At 72.2% G+C, this 16,261-nt stretch carries 12 protein-coding genes; 5 read left to right on the forward strand and 7 right to left on the reverse strand.

Annotated features, from left to right (window positions below; all coding sequences use genetic code 11):
• Nucleotides 1–57: 57 nt before the first annotated feature.
• The 3 genes from AB0M01_RS25200 to AB0M01_RS25210 form a co-directional block, all read right to left on the reverse strand.
• Nucleotides 58–738, reverse strand: a complete 681-nt coding sequence (locus AB0M01_RS25200; protein ID WP_363673522.1) for a hypothetical protein — start codon at nt 736–738, stop codon at nt 58–60.
• A gap of 15 nt (nt 739–753) precedes the next feature.
• Nucleotides 754–3,489, reverse strand: coding sequence for an AAA family ATPase (locus tag AB0M01_RS25205; RefSeq protein WP_363673524.1), 2,736 nt, complete (start codon nt 3,487–3,489; stop codon nt 754–756).
• 105 nt (nt 3,490–3,594) lie between these two features.
• On the reverse strand, nt 3,595–4,644 hold the full coding sequence (locus tag AB0M01_RS25210) for an alpha/beta hydrolase (RefSeq protein ID WP_363673526.1): 1,050 nt from the start codon (nt 4,642–4,644) through the stop codon (nt 3,595–3,597).
• 164 nt (nt 4,645–4,808) lie between these two features.
• On the opposite strand from AB0M01_RS25210, the gene AB0M01_RS25215 reads away from it, so the two are divergent.
• Nucleotides 4,809–7,565: an AAA family ATPase gene (locus tag AB0M01_RS25215; RefSeq protein ID WP_363673528.1), complete on the forward strand. Its 2,757-nt coding sequence runs from the start codon at nt 4,809–4,811 to the stop codon at nt 7,563–7,565.
• A 3-nt stretch (nt 7,566–7,568) separates the two neighbouring features.
• On the opposite strand, the gene AB0M01_RS25220 is transcribed toward AB0M01_RS25215, so the two are convergent.
• Complete coding sequence (locus tag AB0M01_RS25220) at nt 7,569–8,978, reverse strand: cytochrome b N-terminal domain-containing protein (protein WP_363673530.1); 1,410 nt, start codon at nt 8,976–8,978, stop codon at nt 7,569–7,571.
• A gap of 112 nt (nt 8,979–9,090) precedes the next feature.
• Here AB0M01_RS25220 and AB0M01_RS25225 point away from each other — a divergent pair, with 112 nt between their 5' ends.
• Both AB0M01_RS25225 and AB0M01_RS25230 read left to right on the forward strand, forming a co-directional pair.
• Entirely contained in the window at nt 9,091–9,666 is a 576-nt protein-coding gene (locus tag AB0M01_RS25225; RefSeq protein WP_363673532.1) for a GNAT family N-acetyltransferase, read from the forward strand.
• Nucleotides 9,667–9,795: 129 nt separating this feature from the next.
• Nucleotides 9,796–10,050 carry a hypothetical protein gene (locus AB0M01_RS25230; RefSeq protein ID WP_344172414.1) on the forward strand — a complete coding sequence of 85 codons (255 nt, stop codon included), beginning with the start codon at nt 9,796–9,798 and terminating at the stop codon, nt 10,048–10,050.
• A 56-nt stretch (nt 10,051–10,106) separates the two neighbouring features.
• On the opposite strand, the gene AB0M01_RS25235 is transcribed toward AB0M01_RS25230, so the two are convergent.
• Complete coding sequence (locus tag AB0M01_RS25235; protein WP_363673535.1) at nt 10,107–11,582, reverse strand: S8/S53 family peptidase; 1,476 nt, start codon at nt 11,580–11,582, stop codon at nt 10,107–10,109.
• A 79-nt stretch (nt 11,583–11,661) separates the two neighbouring features.
• Between AB0M01_RS25235 and AB0M01_RS25240 the strand changes: the two genes are divergently transcribed.
• Nucleotides 11,662–14,397, forward strand: coding sequence for a CHAT domain-containing tetratricopeptide repeat protein (locus tag AB0M01_RS25240; protein ID WP_363673537.1), 2,736 nt, complete (start codon nt 11,662–11,664; stop codon nt 14,395–14,397).
• 13 nt (nt 14,398–14,410) lie between these two features.
• On the opposite strand, the gene AB0M01_RS25245 is transcribed toward AB0M01_RS25240, so the two are convergent.
• Both AB0M01_RS25245 and AB0M01_RS25250 read right to left on the reverse strand, forming a co-directional pair.
• The gene (locus AB0M01_RS25245; RefSeq protein ID WP_363673539.1) at nt 14,411–14,875 is read right to left on the reverse strand and encodes a hypothetical protein; all 465 of its coding nucleotides are present in this window, start codon (nt 14,873–14,875) and stop codon (nt 14,411–14,413) included.
• Entirely contained in the window at nt 14,868–15,461 is a 594-nt protein-coding gene (locus tag AB0M01_RS25250; RefSeq protein ID WP_363673541.1) for a sigma-70 family RNA polymerase sigma factor, read from the reverse strand. The genes AB0M01_RS25245 and AB0M01_RS25250 overlap by 8 nt, the downstream gene beginning before the upstream one ends.
• Nucleotides 15,462–15,690: 229 nt before the next feature.
• Between AB0M01_RS25250 and AB0M01_RS25255 the strand changes: the two genes are divergently transcribed.
• Nucleotides 15,691–16,257, forward strand: coding sequence for a hypothetical protein (locus tag AB0M01_RS25255; protein WP_363673543.1), 567 nt, complete (start codon nt 15,691–15,693; stop codon nt 16,255–16,257).
• The last annotated feature ends 4 nt before the right edge of the window (nt 16,258–16,261 follow it).

The following is a 16,261-nucleotide window of genomic DNA, read 5'->3' on the forward strand; positions in this document are numbered from 1 at the left end:
ACGCCGTACGCCGGGACGTCGCGCCCGTCGCGGGCCCTGGTGGGGACCCGGGCCACCTCACCGCGGGAAGCGCGGGTGGTAGTCCTGGGTCACCTCGCGCAGCTTGCGGTAGACGACGAAGGCCAGCAGCAAAGCGGTCACCACAGCAGCGAAACCACCGATCAGCGTCCGCAGCAGCACCCCCGCGTCAGCCGCCTCAGCGATCAGCGCGGCCAGTACCCCGACGACGACCGCGTCGATGATCCCGACCACCACCGGCGACCCCGACAGCCAGTGCGTCAGCCCGACCCGGCTCCGGAAGCTGTACGTCGTGAGGATGCCCGGCGGGTCGTCGTGGTGACTCGCGACGAAGTACGGCTCCAGCTCGGGCGCGAGCTCGAGGTAGGCGTGCCGCAGCCGGTTCATCCCGATCACCAGCCAGGCGTCCTCGACGTCGGCCTCGATCAGCCGGAAGAAGGTGCCGATCCCGATCAGCAGCACGACCGGGATCACCAGCAGCGCGAAGGTCAGGAAGTCGCGGCCGAAGCCGCTCGCGTTGGCGACCAGCGAGAGCGCGATCACGGTCGCGGACAGCACGGTCAGGTAGGTGTTGGTCCGGCTGAAGATCTCGGTCCAGGTCATCGACCGGGTGGCGAGCAGGCTCCAGTGCTCGGTGGCCAGGAACTGCGCGGCCGGGCCGGAGAAGCCGGACTCCCCGTCCAGTGACGGCGGCCGGCGCAGCGGCGGGTGATGGCTCATCGGTACCCCCTCGGATCAGCCAGGGACGAAGCCCGGCAGCGACTGGCGGACCTGCCGCCGGGTGGAGACGCCGAGCTTCGCGAACACCTTGCGCAGGTGCCACTCGACCGTGCGCCGGCTGATGAACAGCAGCGCACCGATCTCGGGGTTGGTCAGCCCGTCCGCGACCAGCCGCGCGATGTGCGCCTCCTGGCTGGTCAGGTTCTCCGGCGTCCGGTCGGTGCGCGTGATCGATTCGCCGAGCGCGCTCAGCTCCTTGCGGGCGCGTTCCGCGAAGCCGTCAAGGCCGAGCCCGTCCAGCTCCTCGTACGCCGTCCGCAGCATCGGGCGGGCATCGCTGCGCCGGTCCGAACGCCGCAGGAACTCGCCGTACCGCAGCCGGGCGCGCGCCAGCTCCACCCGCAGCGTGGTGCGTTCGAGCCGCTCGATCTCCTCGCGGTGGCAGTCCTCGACGCCGGTCACCAACGCGGTCCGCCCGGCCAGCACCCCGAGCGCCGCCTCGGTACCACTGGCCCGCGCGTACGACGCCAACTGCTCGAGTACGCCCGCCGCCTCCTTGCGGTTGCCGCTGCCGACACAGGCCTCGACCAACTCGGCCAGCGCCCACTTCGGCGGCCCGAGTTCGAGCGGCGCCGTCGCGGCCATCCGCGCGGCGACGATGGCTTCGTCGTACCGGCCGAGGCTGTTGAACATGATCGCCTGAAACCAGCCGATCATGTTCAGCCCGACGCCCTCGCCGCGGGCACCGACGTCGGCGAGCAGCTGCTGGTACCGGCCTTCCGCGTACGCCGCGTCGCCGCGGACCGCGTGCAGGCTGACGTCGCCGTACGGGATCATCGTGTTCTGCCCGCCGGTGACGTCGGCGACCCACTCCGCCTCGGCGACCAGCGCCTTCGCCTCGGCCAGGTCGCCGCTGTAGAGGTCGTAGATGATGCGGCTGTTCAGCGCGACCGGGAGCACGCTCAGCGCGCCGATCGACCGGATCGCGTCGAGATGCCGCCGGGTCAGCGTGTCCCAGTTGGCGTCGTCCCACAGGTCGGTGGCCGCGCAGGCCGCCAGCCAAGCGAAGCGGACCGCCTCGTCCATCGTCAGCTCGTCGCGCCCGAACGCCTGCACGGTGTCGAGCAGCCGCGGCGCGGCCGCGGCGTACCCGTCGGTGTAGAGCACCGCGATGTCCTGCAGCAGTTGGTCGGGTTTGCTCGGCGTACTGGGGAGCTGGACCTTCCGCATCGCCTCGGCGACCTGCCGCATGCCGTCGCCCTGTCCCTCGGCGAGCCGGCCCGCGAACATCGCGGCGGCCAACGCGTCGAGATAGGTCTCGCGGGCGAGCTTCGGGTCGGTCGGCTCCAGCCGGCGGGCGGCGGCGAGCAGCAGCGGCAGCGCCTTGTTGCCGTGCTGGGAGTAGTGCGCGATCTGTGCCTGCTGCAGCTGGAGCCGCGCGCTCTCGGCCTCGCCGAGCGGCCCGGCCTGGGCGGTCGCGAGCAGGGCCTGGGCGTCGTCGAAGGCACCGGCGGTCGCTTTCGCCTGGGCGGCGACCAGGGATCGCTCGGCCTTGCGGGTCGGGTCGGGCGTGAGGGTCGCGGCCGCCTCCAGGAACGCGGCGGCCGCCGCGAGTCCGCCGCGGCCCTGCGCGCGGTCGGCGGACTGTTCGAGCTCGGCGGCGATCTGCTCGTCGGGCTCGGCCGTCGCGCGGGCCCGGTGCCAGGCGCGGCGGTCGGGATCGGTCTCGGGGTCGGTGACCGCGGCGAGCGTTTCGTGCGCCGTACGGCGTTCCGCCGGTGTCGCCGCGCGGTAGGCCACCGACCGGATCAGCGGGTGCCGGAACTCGACCCGGTGCCGCAGATCGAGCAGGTCGCCCAGATCGACCTGGTACGAGATCCCAGCCCGTACGGCGGCCCGCCGGAGCAGATCGAGATCGCCGACCGGGTCGGCGGCCGCCAGCAGGACCAGCTGCCGGGCCGCGTCCGGCAGACCGTTGAGCTGCCGCAGAAACCCTTCCTGTACGCGGCTGACAGGATCAACCGAGTCGCCGGCCGACCCGAACGCCAGCTCAGCCGACGACAGCTGCCGCGGCAGTTCGAGCAGCGCGAGCGGATTGCCACGAGCCTCGGCCAGCACCCGGTCGCGGACCCGCTGGTCGAGCCGGCTGCCCAGCGCCGACTCGAGCAGCTCCGCCGCGTCGCGGCTCGCGAGACCGGTCAGGGAAAGCTGCGGCAGGTTGGTCAGCGTCGGCGGCGTCTCCGGCGTACGGACGGCGAAGACCATCGCGAGCCGCTCGGCGCCGAGGCGGCGCGCGACGAACTCCAGCGTCTGCGCCGAGGCCTGGTCGAGCCACTGCGCGTCGTCGACGACGCAGATCAGCGGCCGCTCCTCGGCGGCGTCGCAGAGCAGCGTCAGCACGGCCAGCCCGACCACGAAGCGGTCCGGTGGGCTGCCCGGCCGCAGACCGAAAGTCGTCGCGAGCGCCTCCCGTTGCGGCTCGGGCAGGTCCGGCAGCCGGTCGAGGAACGGGCCGCACAGCTGGTGCAGGCTCGCGAACGGCAGCTCCATCTCCGACTCGACCCCGGCGGCCCGCCGTACCCGGCAGTCGGTGGCGAGCCCGAGCAGGTACTCCAGCAGCGCCGACTTGCCGATCCCGGCCTCGCCGCGCAGCACCAGCACCTGACTCCGGCCGGCGACAGTGGTCCGCACCAGTTCGGTCAACGTCTCGCACTCGCTGCTCCGCCCGCGCAGCCCCGGCCAGTCCTCCATGCCACACCGCCCAGCACCCTGACGGCCCGTCGTGGGTCGCCGGGCCGATCTGCTCACCTTGGCACCGGGCTCTGGCATCAGCAATGGGCCGTACACGGCCACCACCTACGCGGTGAGGAAGCGGCGGACGGCCTGGATCATCACCGCGGGCGCCTGCTCGGCGAGCCAGTGACCGGCGTTCGGGACCACCAGTCCCTGGACGTTCGTCGCCGCCGGCCTGATCCCGTCGGCCGCGGCCGGTCCCCAGCTGTTCGCGCCGCCGATCCCGAGCACCGAGATCGTCAGCTTGTCGGCCTGCCGCTGCACGTTCTGCGCCAGGATCGCGTCCCACGCCCGGTAGAGCCCGAAGCTCGCCCGCAGCGTCGCGCGGTCGCGGGTGTAGAGCGTGACGTAGTACTTGATCGCGGACTCCGGCAGCAGCGGCGGGCCGCCGCCCTGGATCGTGTACTCGTAGCGGTAGTACGCGTCGGCGTTGCTGCGGACCATGTCGACGATCAGCTCGTCGTTCACCCCGTTGAAGGGGATGTGCCAGAGCTTGTCGTTGAGGAACGCGGGGACGAACAACGGCGGGGGAGCGTGGTCGGGGTCGACCAGTCCGGGCGGGCCGGGGATCTCGGCGACCACCAATCGGTCGACGCGGTCACGATGGTCGGCGGCGAGGGCGTACCCGATGATGTAGCCGGTGTCGTGGCCGACCACCGAGAACCGCTGGTGGCCGAGCGCGGTCATCAGCGCGGCGAGGTCGTCGGCGAGCGTCGCCGTGTCGTACCCGTCGCGGGCCTTGTCGGTCAGGCCGATCCCGCGCTGGTCGACGGCGATCACGGTGAAGTCCTTGGCCAGGGCGGGCATCAGGAAGCGCCAGGCGTACCAGTTCTCCGGCCAGCCGTGGATCAGCAGCAGCGGCGGGCCGTCGCCACCGACGACGACGTGCTGGCGGATGCCGTTGGCGTGCACGAAGCGGCTCTTGAACGTCCGGCCGAAACCGGACGGGAGATTCGGCGACGTGGAGACCGCGCCGAAGCCTTCCGGCGTACCGGCGGACGCCGGAACGGCCCAGGCGCCGGCCAGCGAGACCCCGGTGACGGCCGCGGCGGTGCCGACGAAACCGCGGCGGGACAGGCGTTGCGGGGTGTCGCCCTCCTCGGTGCTGTTCATGGGTGAACTCCCTTCAGGGGAACAGATCTGGGTTGTCACCCCGAGCTTCGGTCTGCTCACCGACCGGTCGCGCCCGTGCCGTTGCCTGGTCCCCTCCCTGGCTGGAGTGGTTGCGGTCCCGGCCAGGTCTTTGGGACTGTGAGAAACGAGTTGCAGGAGGGGCCGTGCCAGAACCGAACAGCGCGTGGCCGGGCCTGTACGGACGGCACCACGAGTGCGAGACGCTGGACGGTCTGGTGCGCACCGCACGGTCCGGCCGCAGCGCCGCGCTCGTCGTGCACGGCGAGCCGGGGATCGGGAAGACCGCGCTGCTCGAGCACCTGGCCGAGACCGCGGCCGGCAGCCGGATCCTGCGGGTCTCCGGTGTCGAGTCCGAGATGGAGCTGGCGTTCGCGAGCCTGCACCAGCTGTGCGAGCCGTTGCTCGACGACGTGCGGCGGCTGCCGTCGCCGCAGGCCGATGCCCTCGGCACGGCGTTCGGGCTGCGGACTGGGCCGTCGGACCGGTTCCTGGTCGGGCTGGCGACGCTGAGCCTGCTGTCCGAAGGCGCGCGGACGCAGCCGCTGGTGTACCTGATCGACGACGCGCAGTGGCTCGACCACGCGTCGGTGCAGACGCTGGTATTCGTGGCGCGGCGGCTGGCGGTCGAGTCCGTCGTACTGGTCTTCGCCACGCGGCCCGGCAAGCACGACCGGCTGTGGACCGGACTGCCGGAGCTGACGGTTCGCGGCCTGGCCGACGACGCGGCGGAGGCGTTGCTGGAGTCGGCGCTGACGGGTCCGCTGGACGATCGGGTACGACGCCGCATCCTCGCCGAGGCGCACGGGAATCCGCTGGCGCTGCTTCAACTGCCGCACTGGCTGACGGCGACCGAGCTGACCTTCGGGCCGCACCCGGCCGGGCCGTTGGTGAGCCGGATGGAAAAAGGGTTCCGGCACCAGCTCGAACCGCTGCCTGAGGACTCGCGGCGGTCGCTGCTCACCGCTGCGGCCGAGCCGTTGGGTGATGTGGCCTTGCTGTGGCGGGCGGCGGCGTTGGTCGGAGCTGGTCCGGAGGCTGCTGGGCCGGCTGAGCGGGCCGGTCTGATCGAGCTGCGGGACACGGTCCGGTTCCGGCATCCGTTGGTGCGGTCGGTGGTGTACCGGTTCGCGTCGGCGGCTGAACGGCGGGCGGTGCACCGGGCGCTGGCTTCGGTGACGGATGCCGAGGTCGACCCGGATCGACGAGCCTGGCACATGGCGCATGCCGCGACCGGTCCGGACGAGACGATCGCGGCCGAGCTGGAGGATCGGGCCGACCGGGCGCTCGAGCACGGCGGGCTGGCTGCGGCGGCCGCCTTTCTGGAGTACGCCGCGATGCTGACGCCGGGGGCCGAGGATCGGGCGCGGCGCCAGTTGGCCGCCGTACAGGCGATGTTGCGGGCGGGGAGTCTGGAGGCTGCGCTCAGCCTGCTGGCGGTGGCCGAGCACGGGCCGCTCGATGATCTGCAGCGGGTGCACGTGGACGTGCTGCGGGCGCAGATCGGGTTCGCGGCGAACCGGGCGAACGAGGCGCTGCCGATGCTCGTGAAGGCGGCGCGGCAGCTGGAGCCGCTGGATGCCCGGCAGGCGCTCGACTGTTACGTGGATGCGCTGACCGCTGCACTCTTCGCCGGGCGATTGGTTTCCGGCTCGGGGCCCTCGGAGGTCGCGGAGTCGGCGCGGCGGGCGGCGTCCTCGATCACCGAGGTGAGCCGGGGCGACCTGCTGCTGCGCGGCGTCGCCGTCCTGTACGCCGACGGGTACGCGGCGGGTGCGCCGCTGCTCCGGTTCGCGACTCGTGCGTTCGACAGCGACGACCTGTCGCTGGAGGAGGGCATGCGGTTCATGTGGCTGGCGGCGGTGACCGCGTCGGACCTGTGGGACGAGCAGACCTGGCGGCGGCTGACCGACCGGCACCTGAGGATCGTGCGCGAGGCGGGTGCTCTGAGTGCGCTGCCGCTCGCGCTGACGACGCGGGTGTTCGTCGAGCTGTTCGCGGGGGACCTGGCCACCGCGGCGCGGATGGTAGACGAGATCGACGTGGTCGCCGGCGCCGCCGAGAGCCGGTTGTCGCCGTACGCCGCGATCGGGCTGGCGGCGTTCCGCGGGCACGAGGACGTCGCGCTCCCGCTGATCGCGGCGGCGCTGCCCGAGGTCAGCGCGCGCGGTGAGGGGATCGGGATCTCGCTGACGAACTGGGCGCGGGCAATCCTGTTCAACGGCCTCGGCCGGTACGGCGACGCGCTGGTCGCCGCGCGCGAGGCCGCGGCGTACCCGACCGAGATCGGGGTGTCGAACTGGGGACTGGTCGAGCTGGTCGAGGCGGCGGTGCGTGCTGGTGAGCGGAACACGGCGGTGGCGGCGTACGAGAAGCTGGCTGAGCTGACGCAGGCCAGCGGGACGGCGTGGGCGCTGGGGGTGTCGGCGCGGTCGGAGGCGCAGCTGCGGGAGGGCGGCGCTGCTGAGGAGCTGTACCGGGAGGCGATCGAGCAGTTGCAGCAGACCGCCGTACGGACTGAGCTGACGCGCGCGAAGCTCCTGTACGGCGAGTGGCTACGCCGCGAGGGCCGCCGCGTCGAGGCCCGCGACCAGCTCCGCGCCGCCCACGACGCCGCCAACGCGATGGGCCTCGACGCCTTCGCCGAACGCGCCCGCCGCGAACTCGCGTCAACCGGCGAGACCGCCCGCAAACGCACCGTCGACGCGACCCAGGGCCTCACCGCCCAGGAGCTCCACATCGCCCGCCTCGCCACCGACGGCCTCACCAACCCGGAGATCGGCGCCGAGCTGTTCATCAGCCCCCGCACCGTCGAGTGGCACATGCGCAAGGTCTTCGCCAAACTCGGCGTCACCCAGCGCCGCCACCTCCGCGAGGCACTGCGCTCGACGCAGGTCCTCTGACCATCACTTGTGCGCCGGTACGGCGACCTCGGTGCTCTCGGTCGGCTCCGAGCCCTCGGTGAGCTCCCGGCGGCGGAGCTCGGTGACCGGGCGGTGCAGTTCGACGTAGCCGCCGTCGGCCTGGCGGATGATCTGGCCGGTCTCGATGCCGTGGGCGGCGACGTCGAGGTCGTGGTCCTGCAGGCCGGTGCAGATGTGGCGGGTGACGAGGAAGGCGATCGGCGGGCCGATGAACAGCAGCACCTGGAAGGCGTGGAGGAGGGTGTTGACGGACAGGTGGAAGAGGATCGCCATCGTGTCGGCGCTCGCGGCGGCCCAGAGGACGCCGTAGAAGGTCATTCCGGCGACACCGATGCCGGTCCGGGTCGGGTTGAAGCGGGGGCGGTCGAGGATGTTGTGGTCGGCGTGGTCACCGGTGAGCCACTCCTCGATGAACGGGTACGCCGCGACCAGCCCGAGGAACAGCGTGCAGAGCGCGACCGGGACCAGGATCGCCAGCGTGAACGTCTTGCCCCACAGCACGAACTCCCAGCCGGGCGGCGCCAGCCGCAGCGAGCCGTCGAGGAACGCCAGGTACCAGGCCGGTCCGACGCCGGCCGAGGCGTTCGCGGGGTCGGCGGGGCCGTACAGCCAGACCGGGTTGATGGTTGCCGTCGACCCCATCAGAAACGTGACGGCGGTGACGAAGCAGAACAGCCCGAAGCTCTTCACCGCGGAGATCTTGAACGAGGGCCCGACCACGTTGTCCTCGGTGTGCCCGGGACCGGCGTACTGGGCGGGTCCGTGCTTGAGGGCGAGCAGCGCGAGCACCACGAACAGGCCGAGGATCGCGACCGGCAGCACAATCACGTGCAGCGGGTAGAAGGTGGCGATCACGTTGCCGGGGAACTCGCCGCCGAACACCAGCGACGAGATCCAGGTGCCGACGAACGGTGTCGCCTGCAGGACGCCGTCGGTGACGGCGAGGCTCATCCCGGACGCCATGTCGTCGGGCAGCCCGGTCCCGGTCAGCGCCGCGCCGAGCATCGCCAGAAGCAGGCCGAAGGCAACCAACCAGCTGAGCCGCCGCGGCCGGCGGAACCCGCCGGTGAAGAACAGCCGCAGCAGGTGCAGCATCATCGCCGCGACCATCAGCAGCGTGGCCCAGTGGTGCATCTGGCGGACCAGCAGCCCGCCGCGGACCTCGAAGCTGATCTTCAGCGTCGACTCGAGCGCGCCCGACATCGGTACGCCGCGCAACGGGATGTACGGCCCGTTGTAGACCACGGTCTCGATCGACGGTTCGTAGAAGATGCTCAGCACCACGCCGGTGAGCACGATCACCACGAAGCTGTAGAACGCGATCTGGCCGAACAGCAGCGACCAGTGGTCGGGAAACACCCGCGTGCGCAGGTTGTTCCAGGGACGTTGCATGACTCGGCCCTCCTGTGGATCGTTCACGCCGTCACAGATACGACCCCGCAGCCCCCGCGCATGTGACACGTCGTGGCGCGAATCACGCCCCCGGGCGTGGCATCGTGGGGGCATGGTGATCGAGATCCGGCCGGCGGTCGTGTTCGGGGACGTACGCGCGGTGATCGGCCCGAAGTCGCCGACGGCGAACGTCTGCTGGTGCCTGAGCTACCGGATCCCGTCCAAGCTCAACAACGAGCTCCAGGGCACCGCCCGCGGCGAGTACGTCGAGAAGCTGTGCGAGGCGAAGCCGGCGCCCGGCGTACTGGCGTACGACGGGGAGACGCCGGTCGGCTGGGCCGCGATCGCTCCGCGCGCGGACACGTCCTTCGCCCGCAACCGCAAGATCCCGCAGCTCGACGACCTGCCGGTCTGGTCGCTGTGGTGTGTCCGCGTCCGTCCCGGTCACCGCAAGCAGGGGATCTCGCACGCGCTGATCACCGGCGCGACGGAGTTCGCGCGCGAGCAGGGCGCACCGATGGTCGAGGCCTACCCACTCGACAACAAGGGCGCCAAGGTCGATCTCACGATGGCGTACGCCGGACTGCGGAAGAACTTCGAGCGCGCCGGGTACACCAAGGCCGCCGACACCACGTCGGTGCTCGCCCGGCACCCGCGCGTGCTGATGCGCCTCGACCTGCGGACCTGAGCACCTCAGGGGCAAGTCAGGGTAGGCCAGGGACGGAACCCGGTCGAGCCTCGATGTCCGTGCCCCGTGGACCTGGTTGAGTTACTGGTGCGGCCGCGGATGCGGCCCGGACCTTGTGGAGGACTCAGCATGATCGGATTCATCGTCGCCGGCCTGATCATCGGCGCGTTGGCTCGCCTGTTCACCCCGGGCAAGCAGAAGCTCGGGCTGCTCTGGACCCTGCTGCTCGGCCTGGCCGGTTCGGTGATCGGTGGCGTGATCGCCAACATCCTGGGCACCGGCGGCATCTTCGAGCTGAACGTGCTCGGCTTCGTCGTCGCGGTGATCGCGTCGGTGATGCTCGTCGGCACCGCCGAGGGACTCGCCGCCCGCAGCAAGCGCTAGTACGCCGTACTGCGAAGAACAGCCCCGGCCGATCCGGCCGGGGCTGTTCTCCTTGTTCAGTGACCGCAGCTGCAGCCGCAGGAGTGCTGGCAGGGCTGGTGGCAGGCGCCGCAGATCTGGTGCGGCTGGAGAACCGGGCCGATGCCGGGGGCGGCCTGCGAGCGGGCGAAGCGGAGGACCGCTTCGGTCGCCTGCGGAGCGTTCTCGCCGGTGCCGGACATCCGGGCGGCGATCATGCCGGCGACCAGCGGAGTGGAGAACGAGGTGCCGCTCCAGTTGGCCAGGCCGGCGAACGTGCGTTCCTCGTACGGCGACTCCTCGCACTTGTACTTGCCGGTGCCGAAGGCGTTCACCAGGTCCTCGCCGGGCGCGTACACGTCGACCCAGTGGCCGTAGTTGGAGAAGTGGGCGCGGCTGTTGCCGTCCGCGGTCAGGGCGCCGACGCCGACCGTCCAGGTGTACGCCGCCGGGAACGTCGGGAGGTGGGTCTCGTCGTTGCCCGCCGGGGCCAGGACGGTGACGTTGAGGTGGCGCAGCCGGTTGCGGTAGAAGGCGTCGAAGGTGTGCAGCGGCAGGTGGTGCCGGGTGGCGCCGTCGAACTCGCAGACGATGATGTCCGCGCCGAGGTCGAGCAGGTCGCTCATCCGCTGGACGATCTCGTACTCGTAGGCCATCCCGCCGTACAGCCGCCAGTCGATCTCCTTGGCCCGCTTGACGCAGACCTCCGCCTGCGGCGCCGTCGTACGGACGCAGCCGGCCACGAAGGTGCCGTGGCAGGAGTAGGCGCCGATCGGGTGGCCGGGCAGCGCGGCCGGGTCCGGGTCGCCGTACACGCCCTCCATCCACGGCCACTGGTGCGTCGTCGCCTCGACCAGGCCGCCGTCGACGACGCCGACCAGCACGCCGCGACCGTCCCACCCGTGCTTCCCGCAACAGATCCCGCTGCTGATCGGCGGTATCGGCGTCACCGAGCTCGACGGCACCTCGGCCGGCTCCGACGCCGGACAGGGATGGCCGTTGCCGTTCAGCGGCAGCGCGGCGCACGGCCTGGCGACGCCCTCGCCGATCGAGCGGTCCAGCCGGTCCAGCACGACGGGCGTCGACAGCGGGTCGCTGTCGTCGTACCGGCCGTTCGGCTCGCCGGGGAACTCGCGGCCGCCGAACACGCCGGGCCGGCCGGCCTCGACCGAGCGCGGGTTGCGGCCGTACCGCCAGACCAGGCCGGTGACCCCCTCGACGACCGGCAGCCGGTCGATCGCGACCTCCTCGGGGATGATCGGTCCCTCGGGGTCCTCCTTGCCGCGTCCCAGCGGCTCCTCGCGCAGCGCGCCGAGCACCAGCTCGACGTCCTCGGTCCGGACCAGCATGGTGTCGCGGCGGTAGAAGTACTCGGCGTACCCGAGCTCCTCCCAGTTGTACGGGTGCACGGCCGTGGTGCCGAACCAGCGCTCGTTGCCCGGCCCGGGATCCTTGCCGTCCCGGTCCTCGATGATCAGGCGCAGGGCGTCCTTGAGCCGTTGGTCAGCCGACATGGTGGTTCCTCTCGACGGTGAAGCTGCAGGGGTGGGTCGTACTACGATCTGAGGACGTCCGGTGAGGGGAGGGCGGCCGGTGGCCGTGGACATCGACGACTTGCAGGCGCTCGCGCTGTCGCGGCCCACCGAGGCGCTGCGGATCGCGCGCGAGGTGCTGGCGAACTCCCCGTCCGATGCCGAGGCGGCCGTGGCCCACCAGGCGATCGGCGTCGTGCATCGCGACTTCGGCGACATCCAGGAGGCGGTGACCGAGCTCCGGTCGGCGTACCGCTTCGCTCGCCGGGCCGCCGACCCGGACCGCGAGGCCGACGTCCAGGCCAGTCTCGGGGTCGCGCTGGTGATGGCCGGCCAGACCGACCGCGGCGTCGCGATGCTGGACGCGATCGTCCCCGGCCGGACCGGCGTGCACGCCGGCCGCATCCTGATCCGCCGGGCCTGGGTGCGGGGCGCCCTGCTCGGCCGGTACGACGAAGCGCTCGCCGACGCCGAGCAGGCGGTCGCGCTGCTCAGCGACGCGGGCGACCTGGTCTGGGAGGCCCGCGCGCTGACCCACCGGGCGATGGTCCTGCTCGCGATGGGCGCCATCGACCGCGCCGACCAGGACTACGCCCGCAGTGAGGAGCTGTTCTCCGACCGCGGCCAGATCGCCGAGTACGCCGACACCCGCCAGGCCCGCGGCGCTGCCGCCTTCGCGCGCGGCGACCTGCCGGCCGCTCTGCGGTACCTCGACGACGCCCAGCGCGTGGTCGAGGAGGAGCTCGGCATCCTGGAGCCGGACCTGTACGCCAACAAGTGCCTGGTGCAGCTCGCGGCCGGCCTGACGCGCGACGCGCTCACCGAGATCGACAGCGCGCTGGGCCGGATCGAGCAGCAGCGTGGTTCGGACGCCCGCCGCGCGGAGCTCCTGTACTGCGCCGCTCTCGCGGCCAACGCCAGCGGCGCGCGAGAGGTCGCCGAGAGCCGCGGCCGAGCCGCGCTGAAGCTGTTCCGTCGCCAGCAGCGTCCCTGGTGGGCGGCTCGGGCGGAGCTGGCGCTGCTGCAGTCCCGGTACGACGGAGGCGATCGCACCGTCCGGCTCCTGCGCGCGGTCCAGCGGGTGAGCGCCGAGCTCGACCAACTCGACCCCGACCTCGCGACCGAGGCGCACCTGCTGACCGGCCGGCTCGCGTTCGCCCGCACGGATCCGGCCACGGCCGGCGAGCACCTGTCGATCGCGGCCGCCGCCCGCCACCGCGGGCTGCGGACGCGTGGTGCCGGCTGGCTCGCCCAGGCCACGCTCCGCCAGGGGGAAGGCCGGTCGCGCGCGATGCTGGCCGCCTGCCGGCAGGGTCTGAGCCTGATCGAGGTCTACCTGCGCACGCTCGGCGCGACCGAGCTGCGCGTGCTGGCGACCGCGCAGGGCTCCGAGCTCGCTGCGATCGCGCTGCGGTACGCCGTACGGCGGCACAACGCCCGGCAGGTCCTCGAGTGGAGCGAACGCTGGCGAGCCACCGTGCTGGCGATCCCACCGGTCCGGCCGCAAGAGGACGACGAGCTGGTCGCCGATCTGGCCGCGCTGCGCGGCCTGACGCACCGGTTGGAGGCCAACTACGACCACGGCCCGGCCGCCGGCCCGCTGCAGCGCGAACGCCGTCGGCTCGAAGCGTCGGTGCGCCGGCGGGCGCTGCTTGCGCCGGGGACGGTCGAGGCTGGGCCCGAGGGCGAGCGGTCCGGCGGCGCCCGATCCGAGGGGGAGCTGTCCAGCGACGCCGGGCCCGGCGGTGCCGGGTCCGGGGGCGAGCGGTCCGAGGGCGAGCGGTCCAGCGACGGCCGGGCCGGCGGCGACGCTGCACGGACTGTTCGCCCGTTCCGGACCGCTGACCTGCTCGACCAGCTCGGCGGGCGCAGCCTGATCGAGCTCACCGAGGTCGACGACCAGCTGTACGCCCTCGTGGTCGCGCGCGGCCGCGTGCACCTCGACCTGGTCGGCCCGGTCGCGCCCGCCACTCATCGCCTCTCCCACGCGTTGTTCGCACTCCGCCGCGAGGCGTCCGGTCGCGGCACGAACCAGCTCGACCTCGAAGCGATCGGCGCGCGGCTCGAAACGCTGCTGCTCGGATCGTCGGTCCGGCATCTCGACGACGGCCCGGTGGTCGTCGTACCGACTGGTCGGCTGCACGCGGTCCCGTGGAGTCTGCTGCCGTCGCTGCGCGACCGGCCGACCTCGGTGGCGCCGTCCGCGGCGGCCTGGCTGCGGGCCCGCAAAGCAGTGCCCCCGGCGACCGACCGGGTCGTGCTGATCGGCGGCCCGAAGCTCTCGACCGGACACGAAGAAGTCCGACGACTAGCGCAGCTGTACCCGGACGCCGTCGTACTCACTGACGGCGCCGCAACGGCCGAGGCCGTGCTGAAGGCGATCGACGGCGCGGCCCTCGTCCACGTCGCGGCGCACGGGACGTTCCGCGCGGACAGCCCGTTGTTCTCGGCGCTCCAGCTGGATGACGGCCCGCTCACCGTGTACGACCTCGAACGGCTGCAGCGGGCTCCGCACCGGGTGGTGCTGTCGAGCTGCAGCTCGGCGGTCGGCAGCCCGAGCGGCGCCGACGAGCTGCTCGGGCTGGTCAGCGCGCTGGCCGCCCTCGGCTCGGCCGGGGTGGTCGCGAGCGTCGTACCGGTGAACGATCCGGGGACCGTCCCGCTGATGCTCGATCTGCACGTGCGGCTGCGGTCCGGGGACGGGCTCGCCGAGGCGCTCGCCCTCAGCCGTGCGGCGGCCGGCACGAGCCGGTTCGCGCGGACGGCCGCGCAGTCGTTCATCGCGCTGGGAGCCTGATCGCCGGTCACTGTCAGGGCGACACCAGACCGGTGGTGATCGTCGTCCCGGAGTCGGTCCGGCAGGTGAGCCGGAACGGGCGGTCCGGTACCGGACGGACGACGAAGAACCCGAACTCGTCGACCGTCGCCGTTCCGAGCTCCTCCGAGCCGGCCGCGAGACTGACCGTCCCGCCCTGCGGGGGACTGAGCTGCCCGAGCAGCTCGTCCGGGGTCAGCTCCAGCTCGATGCTCACCTGGTCCGACGCGAACGTGAGCCGCCGCAGCGCAGCGCTCTCGGTGGTCCGGGTGACGTCGACGGCTTCGCGTTCCCACGCGGAGTCGTAGGTCAGGGCGGCGAGCTCCGCATCGATCGTGCGCCACGCGTACACGGCCTTGCCGGCCGCGACGAGACTCGGCGGCACGTCGCGCGCGCTCACCAACGCGTCCTGCAGAACTTCGAGCAGCTGGTCGTCGTCGGTCCACCACTGGTCATCCATGCTGCTCACCTCCGTCCTCGATGGGGCCGATCAGTGCGGCCAGCGCCGGGGTCTGGCGCAACCGGTCCAGGCAGCGGGCCCGGTTCGGGCCGATGCTGCCGATCGGCATGTGCAACTTGTCGCTGATCTCGCAGTACGCCGGCGGCGGGTCCTGCACGAGCATCGACAGCAGCAGCCGGCATCGCTGCGACAGCTGCCCGAACGCGGTCCGGACGGTGGTACGGCGTTCGTGCAGCAGCAGTTCCTCGTCGAGCGGGACTTCGTCGTACGGTGCGGCCGCGAGCAGCTCGACCGGGTCGGCCGGTTCGGTCCGGTGACCGGCGCGAACCATCCGCAGGCACTCGTGCCGCGTCGTGGTCGCGATCCACCCGGGCAGCGCCGCCGGTTCCCGCAGGCCGGGCAGGTGCTCGACCAGCAGCAGCCACACGCTCTGACCGACGTCGTCGACGTCCGCGGCCGACAGGCCGAAGCGCCGGCAGATCGTCCAGACCAGCGGTGCGTACCGCTCCACCAGGTCGTCCCAGGCACCGCGGTCCCCGTCACGGGCCCCGATCACCATGCGGATGACGGCCGGGTCGTCGCGCATCGCCGTCCTCCTCGCTCGTCGTCATCGGACAGTACCGCCGCCGCGGCGCGAAGTCCCTCCCTCCCACGGACTTCCCGCCGCGCCGGCGCCCCGGACCCTCCCCCCGAACGGGTCCCTCGCAGACTCGGAGTCCGCGGCGGGGGTCCTGATACATCGAACGGCCGACGTATTTTCGCCGGACCCCGCGCGCTCCGTGCAGATGGACGGCAGTTCTGAACGGAGGCGTCCGATGACCAGAGCACTGAAACCCACCGCGCCGCGGCACCTCCGCGGTCCGGCGCCGAAGGGGGCGGCCTGGTGGCAGGTCGTGGCGGTGAACATCGCCGAAGCCGTCGCGGCGCTGCTCGCGCTGATCACGGCGTACGGTCTGGCCGAACGACTGGTGGCCGACCAGGAAGCGGCGGGACCGCACACGGTGGCCAGCCGGACGTTCGACTGGTGGATCGTCGACGTCCCGGTCACCTTGAACATGAGCCTGCTCGTCGTCGGGGCCGCCGCGGGCGCGGTCGGCAGCGTCATCCGGCAGAGCATGACCCTGACCCGGCGGACCAGGAGCGCCGCGGGCCGGTCGATCTGGTGGTACGTCCTGCGCCCGCTGTGGTCGGCGCTGCTGGGTTCGGTCTCCGTGATCGCCGTCAACACCGGGCTGATCAGCATCGGCGACGAGACCACGTCGAGCGCGGGCATCGCCGTACTGGTGCTGACCGGTTGTCTGGCCGGCCTGTTCACCGACCAGGTCCTGCGCCGCCTGCGGAACATGGTCGACCGCTCCCGGACCAGCGTGCGCCGGTCATGATGGC

It is taken from the genome of Kribbella sp. NPDC051770 (genome assembly GCF_040681455.1).
In the GTDB taxonomy this organism is placed as follows: Bacteria; Actinomycetota; Actinomycetes; order Propionibacteriales; family Kribbellaceae; genus Kribbella.